Origin of the sequence: Flagellimonas okinawensis, from assembly GCF_029194005.1 — a bacterium.
GTDB lineage: Bacteria > Bacteroidota > Bacteroidia > Flavobacteriales > Flavobacteriaceae > Flagellimonas > Flagellimonas okinawensis.
Map to the genome: position 1 here is coordinate 148,170 of NZ_JARFVA010000002.1, position 15,987 is coordinate 164,156.

Here is a 15,987-nt window from a genome sequence, read left to right on the forward strand (position 1 = left end):
AAAAAGGTTATTTAAATAACCTTTTTGTAAATATCCAATAATTTATTTTTCTCATAATCCCAACTCAACTCATTGATAACCCTTTTATATCCGTAGTCCCCCATCTTGGCTCTCAGCTCATCATTGTCAAGTAATGTCAATATTTTTTCAGCAAAGTCGATTGGGTCAGAGTTTTTGGCGTACAAAGAGGCCTCCTGTGCCGAAAATTTACCTTCTTTAAGGGTGTATTGTACAATGGGTTTTTTTAACGCCATATACTCCATTATTTTGTTCATGGTAGAAAGGTCGTTCATAGCAGTGGGCTTATCAGGGTTTACACAAACATCAGCAGTGTTCAACACCCTCAACATAGTCTCATCATCTACCCTTCCATAAAAGTCAAAATAATTCTCTAATCCTCTTTCTGAACATTCTTTTTTTATCTCTGCCAAATGGGTTCCCCCACCTACAATACCAAAATGAACATCATTCCGTTTGGAAACAATGTATTCTGCTGAAGTTAACAAAAGGTCGAGACCTTCTTGCTCTCCTATAACACCAACATAACCTACCATGTATTTTTTTCCTTTCTTCAAGGTTTCATCCGGCGGCATTAGTTTAAGTCTGTCCAATTTTGGACCACTGCGGACAACTTGAACTTTGTTTTCTGGCATGCCACCTCTTTCTATGGCAATTTTTTTATAAGATTCATTGGTAGCAATGCTATAATTGGCAACTTTGAAGGTCAGCTTTTCAAACAACACCATAAGGTTATAGAAAAAGCCCTTTTTTTCAAACTTTGATATGTAAAGTTCTGGATTTATGTCGTGATGGTCGAACACATATTTAACTCCAAATATCTTGTACCACATTGCCGTTAGAAAAATCAAATCTGGAGGGTTGCAACCATGTATCACATGAAATCTTTTCTTTATAAAGATTCTGAAGGTAAGCAATGCCTCCCAAAAAATTGCTTGCGAATATTCCACTAAATATCCTAGGGCACCACTTCCTTCCTTCAAAGGGTGCCTGTGAATATCTATCCCTTCGATATTCTCAAAGCTTTTGGTATATCCTTTCATCTTTGGGCATATAATGGAAACATTGGCCCCATTTTCCTTTAAGGTAGTTGCCTCTTGCCATACTCTTCTGTCGAAGGGTGCAGGAAGGTTTTCTATAATTATTAAAATGTGTTTACCAGCAAATTCCGACATAGTTGTCCGATGTTGTCAATTCGTTATCAATTCTTACCAAGTCAATAATCGTCTTATCCTTGGGTATTTTGTGTAAAATTTCTTTGAACTCCTTTGAATTATTACCGATGACCAGGACATCGGATTTTTCTATAACTTCATTTATGTCTTCTTTTAAAAGCTTATAAATATGTGGGATATGGCTATTTATATACTCTTTGTTCTTGCCCATTAGAGAGGATAGATGAACATTGCTATCATAAACCTTTAGATCGAAACCTTTTCCTATGAGTGTTTCAATAACCTCAACAATAGGACTTTCCCTAAGGTCATCCGTTCCCGATTTAAAGGCAAAGCCCAAAAAACCAACTTTCTTGGTGCCTGCGGACAATATCAATTCCAACCCTCTATCTATTTGATATCGGTTACTGACCAATAGACTTGATAAAAGAGGTGTTTCCAAATCCAATTTTTTGGCAATATTGGTCAACCCCCTAACATCTTTTGGCAGACAAGATCCTCCAAAAGCAAACCCTGGCTTCATGTAATAAGGAGAGAGGTTTAGTTTGGTATCCTTACAAACAATATCCATTACCTTATGCCCATCTACTTGGTGTTCTTTACATATATTGCCTATTTCGTTTGCAAACGAAATTTTAAGTGCATGGAAATTATTGTTGGCATACTTAATAAGCTCGGCCTCTTCTGGTTTAATACAGTAAATAGGTGCCTCTATACTTCCATACAGTTCCTTTAATACCGATTCGCTCTTTTCACTGTATGTTCCTATAATGGTGTAAGGGGGCTCCACAAAATCCTTCATGGCAGAACCTTCTCTCAGGAACTCGGGGTTTGAAACCATTCCAAAACCTTCATTTACTTTTTTCCCGGATATGTCCTCAACTATTTCTGTACAGGTTTTGAGTGTTCCTGGCTTTACCGTACTCCTAATCACTATTGTGTGGAAGGAGTCTTTCCCCTTAATGGATTCTGCAATTTGTTTGACTACTTGATAGATATAAGCCAGATTGATTGATCCATTTGCCAAACTTGGAGTGCCAACACATATAAAAGAAACATCACTTTCCATTACTGCCTCCTCAAAATTCTTGGTGGCCGTTAACCTTTCCTTTTCTACGGAATCCTTTATCTGCTCTTCCAGTCCTTTTTCAATTATAGTGGCCTTACCACTATTGATCAAGTTAACTTTTGTTTCTTCTATGTCCACACCTATGACTCTATGCCCTTCTCTTGAAAAACATGCGCAGCTAACAACACCAACATATCCGAGTCCAAAAACACTAATATTCATTAACGATATATTAAATAATTAAATACTCTGGTAAAATAGTAGGCTGACCCTTTCCTATCTACCTTTTTTAAATCTCTTTGTAAAACAATATTGTCTTTTAATCTTATTCTATTCCCATCAAACAGATAGCCAGTATCCAAAGCTTCGTCATCTTTTATTTTGTCCTTTGCTGCTTCTACCTCTATCCCTAGTCTACTTCCTATTCTGTCCAACACTCTTAAAGGCTCTGCAATCAAATCTTCATATTTTAACACTACAACATTGTGCCCTCTTTTTCTGAGCTTCCAGACAGTTAAATAGCAGAACACATTAATCGTAAAATAATACAGGTTTGATGCCAAAAAGGGCTTGGCCGGCTGCTCCAAACCTTTTTTGCCGAAGGACGATACAACTTTAACCGGGTCTTTTTTTAAGTAGACATAGCCCACCTCCATTTTATCTTTTAGAGCACTTGAAACATTTAATGCCCTTGCCGGATACTTGGAAGACTCAATAAGCACTTTTTTGTCCTTTGTGTGTTCCGCAATTGATTCGTACTGTTTAATTAATGTGTTTTGATAAAATTTGTCGCTTCCAAACAAAAGCGGCTTTAAGAAATGGGTGTGGTATTCATTTTTGTCAAATGCCTTTTTAAATCTGGAATAGTCTCCTTCCAAATTCTTATCAAAGGTCCCTTTTATCTTATCCCAAAAAACATATTCTTTACTGTCGATTTCCCTTTTTGGTGCAATTCCATTTCTTTTGAAAAAACGGTTTATTTCCCCAAGGCTAATACTGTCCGAGCAATTACCCAATACAATATCCAAAATTGTTGTGCCGCTTCTTCCAGCGCCAAGAATATAAATCAGCTTTTGTTTCATACATTAAACGATCATTCCTGCTGCTACTGTTTCATTTGTGGCATCATCTATCAAAATAATACTTCCGGTAGTTCTATTTTCTCGATAAGAATCTACCATCAAAGGTTTTGTGGTCCTTATTCGAACTTTACTAATGTCGTTCATGGACATTTCAGTGTCGTCAGAACTGCGGTTCAACGTATTGATGTCTATTTTGTACAAAACCTCCTTGATCATTGCTTTTTGTTCATTTGAGGTATGTTTGATTGTATATTTGGCCCTTGGCTTTGCTGGACTATTGTTCAACCAGCACAGCATCACTTCTATATCTTGTAGAGCTTCTGGTTTATTGTTGGAACGAACAATCATATCCCCCCTGCTTATATCGATATCGTCTTCAAGGGTAATGGATATCGACATAGGGGCAAAAGCTTCTTCTGCCTCACCAGAAAAGGTGTCGATTGATTTTATTTTTGAGGTAAATCCAGAGGGCATAACGGTTATCTCATCGTTTTTTCTCAATACTCCACTTGCCATTCGACCTGCATAGCCTCGATAGTCCCTAAACTCCTCGCTTTGTGGCCTTAAAACGGTCTGAACAGGGAACCTAGCATCCACTTTGTTGATGTCGCTGCTGATATGCATGGTTTCCAATGTGTGCAATAGGGGGGCTCCTTGGTACCAATCCATATTTTTAGATCGGTTTACTACATTATCCCCCAACAAGGCACTAATCGGAATAAACCGCACATCCTTTACAAGCAATTTGGATGAAAACTCTTCAAACTGGGAAATAACTGTATTATAGGCTTCTTCTGAAAAATCAACCAAGTCCATTTTATTTATGCATACGATTACATGTGGAATTTGGAGTAGTGAAGCAATAAACGCATGTCTTTTTGTCTGCTCAATTACTCCATGCCTAGCATCGACCAGGATTATGGCAGCATTTGCGGTAGAAGCACCGGTTACCATGTTGCGTGTGTATTGAATGTGCCCTGGAGTATCTGCAATTATGAACTTTCTTTTGGGCGTTGTAAAATACCTGTAGGCAACATCTATAGTGATGCCCTGTTCTCGTTCGTCACGCAATCCATCGGTAAATAAAGCTAAATCAACTCCATCGTGCCCCTTTTGTTTACTCGTGTTTTCAATGGCCTCTAATTGATCTTCAAAAATTGATTTTGAATCGAATAAGAGCCTTCCTATTAATGTACTCTTTCCGTCGTCCACACTACCTGCTGTAGTAAACCGTAATAGTTGATTATTGTCCAACATATCTTTTAAAAATATCCTTGTTTTTTTCTATCCTCCATTGCAGTTTCGGAGCGTTTGTCATCACTTCTGTTCCCTCGTTCCGTTTGTCTCATAGCCGCTACTTCTTGAGCTATTTTTTCAACCGTATCGGCGTCTGATTCTATTCCGCCAGTTATTGTGATATCACCTAGTGTTCTAAAACGTATTTTTTTAGTAACCACCTCTTCACCTTCGTCCAGTTTTAAGAACTCTGAATTTGGAATCCAAGAGTTACTTCTCCAAACCACTTCCCGTTCATGGGCAAAGTAAAGAGATGGTATTTGGATATTCTCTCGCTTAATGTAATTCCAAACATCCATTTCGGTCCAGTTACTAATTGGAAACACCCTAAAGTGTTCTCCTTCAAAGTGCTTTCCGTTGAAAAGGTTCCATAATTCTGGACGTTGATTTTTGGGATCCCACTGACCAAAATCATCCCTATGGGAAAAGAAACGCTCCTTGGCTCTAGCTTTTTCTTCATCCCTTCGTCCTCCACCAATTGCACAATCAACTTTGTTTTCTTCTATCGCATCCAACAAAGTGGTTATTTGTAATGCATTTCTTGTAGCATTCTTGCCTTTTTCCTCGGCAACCCTTCCTTGATCAATTGACTCTTGTACGGAGCCCACAATAAGTCTAACCCCAAAATTATCAATTAGATCGTCCCTAAATTTTATGGTTTCTGGAAAGTTATGCCCTGTATCCACATGCATTAGTGCAAAAGGAATTTTGCTGGGATGAAAAGCTTTTCTTGCCAAATGGGTAACTACGATAGAATCTTTGCCGCCCGAGAAAAGAATAACGGGGTTTTGGAATTGTGCCCAAACCTCTCTCAGAACAAAAATTGCTTCCGACTCTAATTCGTCTAAATAGTTTAAATAATATTTACTCATTACAATTGTAATTTGTGCCGAATCAATTCGTATATTTTATTAACTGCTTCTTCTATAGACTCTTTTTCCGATATTACAACATCAGATTGCAAAGGTACTTCATATGGACTGGAAATCCCGGTCATATCCTTTATCTCTCCTTTTCTAGCTTTTTTGTACAGCCCTTTCACATCTCTTTTTTCGCACTCATCTAAACTGGTGTTCACAAAAACCTCTATATAATTTTCTTTTCCTACCGTTTCTTTGATGAAGTTCCTGTCTTTTTCAAAAGGAGCAACAAAAGCTGCCAATACAACAATTCCTGCATCGACAAATAACTTGGCAATTTCTCCTATCCGTCTATTGTTTTCGGAACGATCTTCATTGGAAAACCCTAAACCTTTATTGATTCCCCTGCGAACATTATCTCCATCAAGGACATACGTTTTTATGTTTTCATGGAATAACTTTTGCTCCAATGCACAGGCAATCGTGGATTTTCCTGAACCAGAAAGTCCTGTAAAAAAAATAAGGAATGAATTATGAGAATTGCTCTCTCTTCTTTCTTTCATTCCGATTTTATAATCGTGCCTTATGATGTTCTCTTCCATTTTTTAGCGCGTTTTCTTTTATCGAGCCCGTAGTTGATCTTGTACCATGTCCTTTCATGAAAATAGTATAAAATCATTTTAGTAATTACTTCGGCAAATCCTATTTTAAGTCCAGTAAAAGGATTCCCTGAAATGACCCAGGATAGGATTATGGTGTCCAAAGTTCCCAAAATCCTCCAAGTTATTGTTTTTATTAAATGACGTTTTTTACTATCACTAACACTTGCTTTGACCCAAAATCTTTCATGTAAATAATACAGGCCCATTTTGGTTATAACTTCAGCCAAACCAATCTTAAGTCCGGTAAAAGGATTTCCCGTAATTGCCCATGAGAGCATAATGGTATCCAGTGTACCTACTAATCTCCAAGTAATGGTTTTGGCCAAATGCCTTTTAAAGGAAACCGTCTGAGTCATTTACTTTACTAAAAAAAATGGGTTCAAAAGGTTTTCCTTATTGTACACCAAGTCTTCTCCTGTTTCCCAGTTGGTCACCTTTAATCCCATAGCACTGCATATGGCATGGCCTGCTGCAGTATCCCATTCCATAGTTGGCGCCACCCTTGGATATATATCAGCCTTTCCTTCCGCTACCAAACAAAATTTTAAGGAACTTCCTTTGGATACAATCTCCACATCTTTACCTTTTTCCTTAATTCTTTTAATAAAGAGTTCGGTTTCGGTGTTCATATGAGAGCGGCTTCCAACAACTTTAATTATTGTTGAATTTTCCCTGTTTTTTTGCCTTATTTGGTTGTTAGGACCCAACAATTTCTCGTACGACTCCGTTTCATGATTTACAACAACCTTATACGCTTCATTTAGTTCCTCATTGGCATAAAAAAGTTCTCCACTTACAGGTACATAAATTACACCAAGAACAGGTACTCCTTTATTAATCAATGCAATATTTACTGTAAACTCCCCATTTCTTTTAATAAACTCCTTAGTGCCATCAAGTGGGTCGACCATCCAACAGAAGTCCCAGTTTTTTCTTTGGTCATAGTCTAAGTTTTTATTTTCCTCACTTATTATTGGAATGTTCGTTTTTTCCAAATAGGACATTATAACCTTATTGGATTCAAGATCAGCGAGTGTTAATGGGGAGTTATCCTGTTTTAATTCGGTTCCGAAATCAACAGAATCATATATTTGCATTATAGCATGGCCTGCCTTTATCGATGCTTGAATCGCCAGAAGAAGTTTTTGGTTCAAATCTGTTAAGGTCAATTTTCAGTATTTAAGTTAATGGTTTTAATGAGGTTGGCAAGCTCTTATCTTTTTCAGACACGAGCAAATTGCTCGGCTCAATTAACCAATTAATTTTTAATTCAGGGCTATCGTAAAAAACTCCTGATTCGGCATTAGGATTGTAATGATTATCACACTTATAAAAAACTTTTGCATGATTGCTTAAGGTCAAAAATCCATGTGCGAACCCTCTGGGTACAAACAATTGTTTTTTGTTTTCACTGCTCAACTCTATGGATAAATGCTCGCCAAAAGTAGGGGAATTTTTACGCAAATCGACCACAACATCCTGAATTCTTCCCTCCAACACAGATACTAATTTGGCTTGGGCATACTTTCCTTTTTGAAAATGCAATCCTCTCAACACTCCTTTTTTGGAGTAGGACTGGTTATCCTGCACAAAAGTTACTTCTTGGTTTATCGCTTCACAAAAATCCTTTTGGTTGTAACTCTCAAAAAAATAGCCCCGTTCGTCTTCATATATGGTGGGCTCAATGATAAAACACCCCTTTAACTTGGTCTCTGTTGCTTTGATCATGCCTCCTTGTTCAAAATTCCCAATAATCGTTCACCATAGCCACTTTTAATCAAAGGCTGTGCTAACTTCCTGAAGCTGCTTTCATCTATGTAGCCCATCTCATAAGCGGCAACTTCTATGGATCCAACCACCAATCCCTGACGGTCTTCAATGACTTCTATAAACTGTGAAGCTTGCATGAGTGCCTGAAACGTTCCGGTGTCCAACCAGGCGGTTCCCCTGTCTAAAATACTCACATTGAGTTTTCCCCTTCTTAAATATTCCCGGTTTACATCGGTAATCTCTAGTTCTCCCCGTGCGCTGGGTTGTATACTTTTGGCCATACCTACAACATCATTGTCGTAAAAATATATGCCTGGTACAACATAATTGGATTTGGGTTTTTGGGGTTTTTCTTCGATACTTATGGCTTTTCCCTCATCATTAAACTCCACTACACCATATCTTTCCGGGTCATTTACTCGATATGCATATATGGTGCCCCCATCTGGATCATTGTTGGCTTGCAACAATTTGGACAAACCGCTGCCATAAAAGATGTTGTCTCCCAAAATCAGGGCAACCTTTTCCTTACCAATAAATTCTTCACCTATTATAAATGCTTCGGCCAAACCCTTCGGGGATGCTTGCTCAGCATAGGCAAAGGAACAACCATATTGTTTTCCATCTCCCAATAATTCCTTGAAGAGTGGTAGGTCTTTTGGTGTGGAAATAATCAATATTTCCCTTATTCCAGCATAGATTAAGGTGGACAAGGGATAGTAAATCATTGGCTTGTCATATATGGGCATCAACTGCTTGCTTACCGATAAGGTAAGTGGATGCAGCCTGCTACCGGTTCCTCCTGCCAATATGATTCCTTTCATTTTATCCTATACTTGATATTGCTTCTTGTAATATTCCAAATAATCCCCTGAAGTAACATTGTCCAGCCATTCCTTGTTATCAAAATACCAATTTATGGTATTCTCGAGTCCCTCTTCGAACGTTACCGAAGGTTCCCAGCCCAATTCTTGTTTGATTTTAGTCGCATCAATAGCATACCTTAAATCATGTCCTGGGCGGTCTTTAACAAAAGTTATTAATTTTTCCGATGTGCCCTCTTCCCGGTGGAGTTTTTTATCCATTAATCGACACAGTAATTTGGTCAATTCAATATTCTTCCTTTCATTGAATCCCCCAACATTGTACGTTTCGCCCTTTCGCCCTTTATGAAAAATCAAATCAATTGCTCTTGCATGATCCTTTACATTCAACCAATCTCGGGTGTAATTCCCGTCACCATAAACGGGCAACGGTTTATTTTGAATGATATTGTTAATAAACAACGGTATCAACTTTTCTGGAAATTGATTGGGACCATAGTTGTTGGAACAATTTGAAATTATATATGGTAATCCATAAGTTTCGCCATATGCCCTCACAAAATGATCGGAACTTGCTTTGGAAGCAGAGTAGGGGGAGTTGGGATCGTACGCTGTTTTTTCGGTAAAAAACCCATCTTTTCCCAAACTACCATAAACCTCATCCGTGCTTATGTGATAAAAAAGAAAATCTGGATTCTCCTTCGCCAATTGCACTGAGCTGTTCAATAGATTAACAGTACCCAGAACATTAGTTTTGACAAAAGACATTGGGTCGGTAATGGAACGGTCAACATGTGATTCTGCAGCAAGATGAACTACTGCATCAAACATTTGTTTTTGAAAAAGAGAACTGATATAATTTGAATCGGAAATGTCTCCTTTAATAAATGTATAGTTGGGAGCTTGCTCTATATCTTTCAAATTTTCCAAGTTCCCAGCATACGTTAATACATCGAGATTAAAAACATTGTAAGATTTATATTGGGAAACAAATCGTCTAACTACATGGGAACCAATAAAACCGGCTCCTCCAGTAATTAAAATATTCTTTGGAATGTTCTTATCCATTTAAATTCCCCTTAATATTTCCATCTTCTTTGTTAAGAGAGAACACTGTTTTTCGGCCTCTTTGCTAATGTACGATAATTAGCATCCAATACAAGTTTGGCCTTATCCGACAAACCATTCTCCTCCAGTATCTGTTTAGCAAAATCGTACCATGTCATGGGCTTGCCATCTGTAAAATGATAAATCCCAAATGACTTGTTACCCAATACCATTTGAAGCAAAATAAATTTTACCAAGTTTTCGGTATTGGTTGGACACCCCCTTTGGGCATCCGTAATACGCAACTCTTCTCCTGCCTGGGCATTTCTTAGAATTGTACGATAAAAGTTATGTCCGTGTTTTTTGCTATACAACCAAGATGTGCGAATTATAAAATGGTTGGGTAGAATTTCTCGAATTAGTTTTTCCCCTTCCAACTTAGACCTCCCATAAACATTTATTGGATTCGTGTCATCCCCAACTTCATAGGCCGTTTCCTTTTCACCATCAAAAACATAATCTGTTGAAATTTGTACCAGAGTAACCTTATTCTTCTTACAAGCATTGGCTATGTTCCTAGCACCGTCCGCATTTATCTCGAATGCCTTTTCGGGATGATTTTCTGCTTGCTCAACATTGGTGTAGGCCGCACAATTTATACAATAGTCATAATTGCCGTTTTGAAAAGTTGCCAGAACCTGATTTGCATTTGAAACATCGAGTTCTTCTGATGTCTTAAAATCAAAGGTTATTTCCGGAAAATCATCGGCTGTTTCTTGAAATGTAAGCCCCAGTTGACCCCCGGCACCTGTTACCAAGACTCTCCTCATTTTTCTTTTTTTGATTTGATATTCTTCAATATCAAAATTACTCCTTATGTAAAGAGGCTAACTATTCCTTCTTGTATGCCTTAAGGTATTTATTGACTTCCAATAATGCCAAAACTCCAAAAACCAAGGCTAAAAGCACCAATGGAAGTTTGAATTTATAGCTGTTCAAAATACCTTTTTGTTCCACGCCACGTGTTGGGAAATCACTGATTACATTTACAATAGTGGATTTATTCGCACGTTCTTCATTCAATTCCACCAACTTTTCCTTAAGAATATCCTTCTCCTGTATCAAAGCAAGCTCCCTACTTCTTGATTGGCCTGATTCAGCCATGTTAATACTAGTTCCTTGCATTGGTTTATCCGCTTCCTTTACCAATACGGTTCTATAAAGGCTTTGTAAAGAATCAAGCTCTTCCAATTGTTTCCTATAAATAGTGTCCTGAAGGTCCAAGTTTTCGTCATTGATTTTCTTCTGAAGCTTGAAATACTCATTTACAGAAATGGAATTGATAATAGCAGGTTGAGCTTTCTTGGCCACCCTGTTATCCGTACTGATCATAGATATTTGATGGAACCTGGCATCCATTGAGTTGAAGTTGTTGAGATAATTTTCATAATCAATGGCTTTTACAGTCGTAGTATCCAAACCACGGATAAATTCATCAAACAGTTTAATTTTTTGATTCTCATCTGAATAGGAGTCCGTAAAAATTTCCTTGATTGTAGCTGCTTCATGCTCGGTAATATTCAACGCGGTGGCCAATGCTACAGAGTCTTGCGCCTTTGCCAAATCGTTGTAAAACGCAATATTGTTGTATAGCTGTTGAACACTATTAAAATTCGGCTCTACCACCATTTTGGAAACATATTTTTCGGGCAATACTTTATCCAAAACAAAACCTCCTATGCCACCAATAACCACAGCGGCAGTAATGATTATAAAGTTCCTTTGAACAAATAGGAGAAACAGTATAATTACATGAAAAATGCCCTTAAAAATACTACCAATGAAATTGAAGAACTTTTGAAAGCCCCTGCCGATCATTTGGAACAACTGTCCCAAATCTATTTCATCCGAACTATTCTGATTTACTGGTTGGTCTGCCATACCTATGAATTGAATATTTGTTTTAAAATTCTATCTGTTATTAAATATGTGGGTTTAACCCCTGTAGTTCCTAATCCGCCCGAAGCCAATGTGCTTCCAGTTTCTAAAGGATTATCCGATGCGTAGTACGCATAACGCACCTTCACATCTTTTTTTATGCTTTTTCTAATCTGTGAGGCCGATTGTATCGCTTTTTGATAATGTACCCCTTCCATTTCCAGCCCGATCACATTCCATGTGGATTCATGGAAAAATTGGAGAATGTCCCTGTTCTGCAACGATGTGCCCAATACCGTAACCATGGTGCCTTCCATAACCTTGAGCCCATGATCCTTGAAATCGGAGGCACATAGTTCATTGTTAAAGGGATAGTTGTCCGCTGTTCCTTCAAAAATATGTGCGGAAGGAATCATAAGGTCTCCCTTACCTCCATCCAATATTCCTGCCTTGCCCATAATGGACACCGAATCTACATTAAGGAAAATCTTCTCGCCACCTTCTTCAAGTGGTTTCAGCAACTCATCAATGGTCTCATATGCCTGTTCTCCAAAGGCATAGTCCATAACAAATATAACGGGTTTTTCTTCCTGTGAAATGTCTTCGGGCAACTTATAACAACAACTTTGCTTTCCGAACTTGGCCGTATCAAAAATCTGCACATCAATGTTCGCTCCCGATTCGTCATCTAAAAAGGTCATACCGTTCTTTTCTGCATGGCTTTTCACCTTTTTGTTGAGTGCCTTGTGCTTCTCTGATCCAAGCGCTTCATAGATATCCAGGGATTCACTATCAGGAAACTCCTGCGCCAAGGCCTTTTTTGCGAAAAGTGAGTTCATTACACTGTGCATGTTTGCACTTATAATATGCAAAGGCCTATGGATAAGGTTGTTTTTCTTTAAAGTGGCTTTGATTTTATCAGCCCACTTTTCTCCGTGCAAGTGGTGTCCCAAACGCTCCCTTAAAAGAGGACTGAAAGTGATGGTTCTTTTATTACCGGTTGTCTCTTCCTCAATGGCAAGTTTTCCCAACCAATAGATTACATTTAAGAAACGATCAGGGTCCTCCGGGGTCTTGAGTTTGTTTGTGATATCCACCACCTCATCAAAGGTCCTGCCCAAGATATTTGCACAATGGATCAGGGCTACCTCCCTTTCATCGTTGTCCTTTTCTTCTGTAAGCACAAACTCGGTAAGCTTGTCCCAATCGCGAATTGTCGCATTTCCATTATCGACCAAGACCCTTCTACAGATCTTGCCCGACTCCACGAACAAAAATGTCAGGTGGGTCAAAATATCGTAAATATCACTTCTTCCACGTGTGATTTCGATATTCATCTGCTCATCATCTATCCTGTAGCAGTTTCTTCTTCTTTTTGGCGGAACAATGGGTTGAAGGTGTGATTTGGCGAAACCCTCATCCGAAGTTAAATTGATGAACCGACATTCCTCGATGCCTTCGGGCAAGCGTTCCAACACATAGATAAGACCATTGAGCTCTGCCTTATCCTCAGCAATGGTTCCATAGATTTCGGGCCGGAGCAATAGTAATGCACTTCGGAGGGCGTTTCCGGATACACCGGATGGTTTATAAAACCCTCGGTTGAGCAAATGGCGCATGGTGATGTACAAACGCTCAATTGCATTGGTGGACTCCTGTGCCCTAGTAGTCTGTTTTACTTCTGTTGCCATCATATCTTCTGGCAAAAATAAGTGAATTCCTATGAAAATAAAGCTGAACTATGTCAACTTATTTTAAAGGTTTGTAGCCTGTCCGCCACTTTACGGTCGTTGGCAAGGCGCTGCACCTTATTCTGCCCTCCCAATTTACCTATAGTTTTCATATAATCTTGAAAACCATTTGGTTTTACCCTGGTAATCTTTAAAGGTTGAAGGATATTTCCATCGATCAGGTCAAAATAATAACTGTTCTGCTTCTTCATGCTGTCCTCGATGATCTCACAGAATTTAGCCATATCCGATGGCTCCCGCTCAAACTCGATGAACCATTCGTGATAGGGCAGTTCCCCCTCTTCCGGACTGGTCTGCGGAGCAACGGTAAATTCATTGACCAAAGCATCCGTTTGTTCAACCGCAAGCCTGAGTGCTTCTTCCACTTCTTTGGCGATTACGTGTTCCCCAAAAGCTGAAATAAAGTGCTTGATCCTTCCAGAAACCACAATTTTATATGGGTCCTTGGAAATAAACCGAACGGTATCCCCTAGATTGTAGCCCCATAATCCGGCATTGGTGGAGATGACCATGGCGTAATCCACATCCAATTCCACATCTGCAATGGTCAACCTCTTAGGGTTTTCATCAAAAAACTCGTCCGCTCTTACGAACTCATAAAATATTCCGGCATCCAAAAGTAAAAGCATGCCTTTTTCGCTTTGGGAGTCTTGGTAGGCAAAAAATCCTTCACTGGCGGGGAAAAGTTCAATACTGTCAACTTTTCGGCCTATCAGGTTTTCAAATTTGGCTCGGTATGGCTCGTAATTCACTCCCCCGTAAATGAACAATTGGAAATCCTTGAAGAGCTCTCCCACCTTCTTTCCCGTTTTCGAATGCAGCTTTTCAAAATACATCTGCACCCAGGAAGGGATACCTGCTATAACGGTCATGTTTTCCTTTTCTGTTTCCTCTACTATCTTGTCCACTTTGGTCTCCCAATCCTCTATGCAGTTGGTCTCCCAACTGGGCAAACGGTTTTTTTGGAGATAATTGGGCACATAATGTGCGGAGATTCCAGAGAGTCTGCCGAGTTTGATTCCGTTTTTTTCTTCTAGCTCCGGACTTCCCTGTAGAAAGATCATCCGTCCATCAACAAAATCAGCCTTGCCTGTTTCGTGAATGTAGTTGAGAATAGCATTCCTGGATGCCTCTACCTGGTTTTTAATGGATGGTTTTGTAATGGGAATATATTTGGCGCCAGAAGTGGTTCCCGATGTTTTGGCAAAATAAATCGGTTTTCCTGGCCATAGCACATCTTCCCTTCCTTCAATGATTTGTGCAACATATCCCTTGAGCTCTTCGTAATCCCGGATGGGCACACGTTCCACAAAATCTTGATGGGAGCTAATGGAATCAAAATTGTGGTCCTTGCCAAAAATGGTCTGCTTTCCGTTTTGGACCAACTTATTAAAAACCTTTTGTTGAGTTTTTACGGGCTGGTTGACCCACTTTTCGGTTTTTTTGGCTATTCGGTTCGCAAATATTTTTGCTGCAAATGCTTTTAAGGACATTTAATTAAAATCAATATAGTTTTGGGGATTTACCGGTTTCCCCTTTCTCCAAAGTTCAAAGTGTAAGTGTGGTCCTGTGGTAAGTTCTCCGGTATTCCCTATGGAAGCGATAACTTCCCCTGCTTTTACCAGATCTCCCTGTGCTTTGCTCAAGGAACCATTGTGCTTGTATACCGAGGTCATACCTTCTTGGTGTTCGATGATGATCACATAACCTGTTTCGGTTGTCCATTCGGCAAAAAGAACCGTTCCATCCGCTATGGATTTTACCGGTGTCTCCCTCGGCGCGACCAAATCAACGGCATAATGTTTTGTCTTTTGGTCGAACCCTTGTGAAAGCGTTCCATTTACCGGGGAAAAAAACAGGGTTCCCAAATTCTCCACGTCCCTTTCAAAAAGATTGTATTTATCCTCCAGTTCCACTTCTTCGCGCAGCAATAGGTCCTGTCTTATCGGGGTAAGGTCCACCGAAGCTGGATCCAGTTTGTACTGCTCAAATAGAGAATCCCTATTGGTTTGGTTGTTTTCGATATCGCCACGCAACACCTTTCTCACATTATCCAAATACCGATTGGTATAGTTGAGCACGGTGACCAAGGAATCCGTTTTATAGGTCAATTCCGTGGCCTGCCGTTTTAGCTTAGTGGAAGAATATCCTGGAATATATTCCCTTAATGGGGTAAATGCGATGATCAAAGTGGTCAGACCGATCAAAACAATGATGAACATGGTGCCGGTCACAAATACGTTGAGCCGGTTCAGTTTAAAGGAAATCTTTTCCTCAAAGGTGCTTTCATTGAGAATCACCAAGCGGTACTTGTGCAGCAGCTTGCGTTTGATCTCCTTTCTTTTCTTTTTATCCTTTGCCATGATGAACAAAGATAGTCTTAGATTTTAATATGCATGTTAAGCTTTTTAAAAAGCTGAAAGCGATAAGTTCCTAAAAATCATTCTCAAATGCTAATTTTCGTTAATCGAATGCACTCTTCCACATCTTTTTAG

The 15,987-nt window shown here is 39.1% G+C and carries 16 protein-coding genes; all 16 read right to left on the reverse strand.

The annotated features are described in order from the left end of the window. Window positions 1-11: 11 nt before the first annotated feature. Entirely contained in the window at window positions 12-1,193 is a 1,182-nt protein-coding gene (locus PY091_RS06550; RefSeq protein WP_275648907.1) for a glycosyltransferase family 4 protein, read from the reverse strand. Continuing rightward, window positions 1,174-2,484 (reverse strand): nucleotide sugar dehydrogenase, encoded by a 1,311-nt coding sequence (locus tag PY091_RS06555; protein ID WP_275648908.1) that lies wholly within the window; start codon window positions 2,482-2,484, stop codon window positions 1,174-1,176. The genes PY091_RS06550 and PY091_RS06555 overlap by 20 nt, the downstream gene beginning before the upstream one ends. Then, a complete protein-coding gene (locus tag PY091_RS06560) occupies window positions 2,484-3,344 on the reverse strand; it encodes a sulfotransferase (RefSeq protein WP_275648909.1) in 861 nt (286 codons plus the stop codon). The genes PY091_RS06555 and PY091_RS06560 overlap by 1 nt, the downstream gene beginning before the upstream one ends. A 3-nt stretch (window positions 3,345-3,347) precedes the next feature. Next, complete coding sequence (gene cysN, locus PY091_RS06565) at window positions 3,348-4,601, reverse strand: sulfate adenylyltransferase subunit CysN (protein ID WP_275648910.1); 1,254 nt, start codon at window positions 4,599-4,601, stop codon at window positions 3,348-3,350. Window positions 4,602-4,606: 5 nt separating this feature from the next. After that, entirely contained in the window at window positions 4,607-5,512 is a 906-nt protein-coding gene (cysD, locus tag PY091_RS06570) for a sulfate adenylyltransferase subunit CysD (protein ID WP_275648911.1), read from the reverse strand. Further along, window positions 5,512-6,102, reverse strand: a complete 591-nt coding sequence (gene cysC, locus PY091_RS06575) for an adenylyl-sulfate kinase (RefSeq protein WP_275648912.1) — start codon at window positions 6,100-6,102, stop codon at window positions 5,512-5,514. Before cysC ends, cysD begins: the two co-directional genes overlap by 1 nt. After that, on the reverse strand, window positions 6,084-6,518 hold the full coding sequence (locus PY091_RS06580) for a DUF2061 domain-containing protein (protein ID WP_275648913.1): 435 nt from the start codon (window positions 6,516-6,518) through the stop codon (window positions 6,084-6,086). Before PY091_RS06580 ends, cysC begins: the two co-directional genes overlap by 19 nt. Continuing rightward, on the reverse strand, window positions 6,519-7,316 hold the full coding sequence (gene cysQ / locus PY091_RS06585; protein ID WP_417956977.1) for a 3'(2'),5'-bisphosphate nucleotidase CysQ: 798 nt from the start codon (window positions 7,314-7,316) through the stop codon (window positions 6,519-6,521). Window positions 7,317-7,341: 25 nt separating this feature from the next. Then, window positions 7,342-7,887: a dTDP-4-dehydrorhamnose 3,5-epimerase gene (rfbC, locus tag PY091_RS06590; protein WP_417956979.1), complete on the reverse strand. Its 546-nt coding sequence runs from the start codon at window positions 7,885-7,887 to the stop codon at window positions 7,342-7,344. After that, a complete protein-coding gene (rfbA, locus tag PY091_RS06595) occupies window positions 7,887-8,756 on the reverse strand; it encodes a glucose-1-phosphate thymidylyltransferase RfbA (protein WP_275648916.1) in 870 nt (289 codons plus the stop codon). Before rfbA ends, rfbC begins: the two co-directional genes overlap by 1 nt. Before the next feature lie 6 nt (window positions 8,757-8,762). Beyond that, window positions 8,763-9,824, reverse strand: a complete 1,062-nt coding sequence (gene rfbB, locus PY091_RS06600) for a dTDP-glucose 4,6-dehydratase (protein WP_275648917.1) — start codon at window positions 9,822-9,824, stop codon at window positions 8,763-8,765. Between the two features lie 32 nt (window positions 9,825-9,856). Next, window positions 9,857-10,633, reverse strand: a complete 777-nt coding sequence (rfbD, locus tag PY091_RS06605; RefSeq protein WP_275648918.1) for a dTDP-4-dehydrorhamnose reductase — start codon at window positions 10,631-10,633, stop codon at window positions 9,857-9,859. Window positions 10,634-10,694: 61 nt separating this feature from the next. Beyond that, complete coding sequence (locus PY091_RS06610) at window positions 10,695-11,744, reverse strand: hypothetical protein (RefSeq protein WP_275648919.1); 1,050 nt, start codon at window positions 11,742-11,744, stop codon at window positions 10,695-10,697. Between the two features lie 2 nt (window positions 11,745-11,746). Next, complete coding sequence (locus PY091_RS06615; protein ID WP_275648920.1) at window positions 11,747-13,435, reverse strand: DUF6909 family protein; 1,689 nt, start codon at window positions 13,433-13,435, stop codon at window positions 11,747-11,749. Window positions 13,436-13,485: 50 nt separating this feature from the next. After that, a complete protein-coding gene (locus PY091_RS06620) occupies window positions 13,486-14,985 on the reverse strand; it encodes a GH3 auxin-responsive promoter family protein (protein ID WP_275648921.1) in 1,500 nt (499 codons plus the stop codon). Then, window positions 14,986-15,855, reverse strand: a complete 870-nt coding sequence (locus PY091_RS06625; protein ID WP_275648922.1) for a M23 family metallopeptidase — start codon at window positions 15,853-15,855, stop codon at window positions 14,986-14,988. Window positions 15,856-15,987: the final 132 nt, after the last annotated feature.

Excerpts from the sequence above, each read along its gene's own strand:
- PY091_RS06550 (WP_275648907.1), bottom strand. The coding sequence starts at position 1,193 with ATGTCGGAATTTGCTGGTAAACACATTTTAATAATTATAGAAAACCTT.
- PY091_RS06555 (WP_275648908.1), bottom strand. The coding sequence starts at position 2,484 with ATGAATATTAGTGTTTTTGGACTCGGATATGTTGGTGTTGTTAGCTGC.
- PY091_RS06560 (WP_275648909.1), bottom strand. The coding sequence starts at position 3,344 with ATGAAACAAAAGCTGATTTATATTCTTGGCGCTGGAAGAAGCGGCACA.
- cysN (WP_275648910.1), bottom strand. The coding sequence starts at position 4,601 with ATGTTGGACAATAATCAACTATTACGGTTTACTACAGCAGGTAGTGTG.
- cysD (WP_275648911.1), bottom strand. The coding sequence starts at position 5,512 with ATGAGTAAATATTATTTAAACTATTTAGACGAATTAGAGTCGGAAGCA.
- cysC (WP_275648912.1), bottom strand. The coding sequence starts at position 6,102 with ATGGAAGAGAACATCATAAGGCACGATTATAAAATCGGAATGAAAGAA.
- PY091_RS06580 (WP_275648913.1), bottom strand. The coding sequence starts at position 6,518 with ATGACTCAGACGGTTTCCTTTAAAAGGCATTTGGCCAAAACCATTACT.
- rfbA (WP_275648916.1), bottom strand. The coding sequence starts at position 8,756 with ATGAAAGGAATCATATTGGCAGGAGGAACCGGTAGCAGGCTGCATCCA.
- rfbB (WP_275648917.1), bottom strand. The coding sequence starts at position 9,824 with ATGGATAAGAACATTCCAAAGAATATTTTAATTACTGGAGGAGCCGGT.
- rfbD (WP_275648918.1), bottom strand. The coding sequence starts at position 10,633 with ATGAGGAGAGTCTTGGTAACAGGTGCCGGGGGTCAACTGGGGCTTACA.
- PY091_RS06610 (WP_275648919.1), bottom strand. The coding sequence starts at position 11,744 with ATGGCAGACCAACCAGTAAATCAGAATAGTTCGGATGAAATAGATTTG.
- PY091_RS06615 (WP_275648920.1), bottom strand. The coding sequence starts at position 13,435 with ATGATGGCAACAGAAGTAAAACAGACTACTAGGGCACAGGAGTCCACC.
- PY091_RS06620 (WP_275648921.1), bottom strand. The coding sequence starts at position 14,985 with ATGTCCTTAAAAGCATTTGCAGCAAAAATATTTGCGAACCGAATAGCC.
- PY091_RS06625 (WP_275648922.1), bottom strand. The coding sequence starts at position 15,855 with ATGGCAAAGGATAAAAAGAAAAGAAAGGAGATCAAACGCAAGCTGCTG.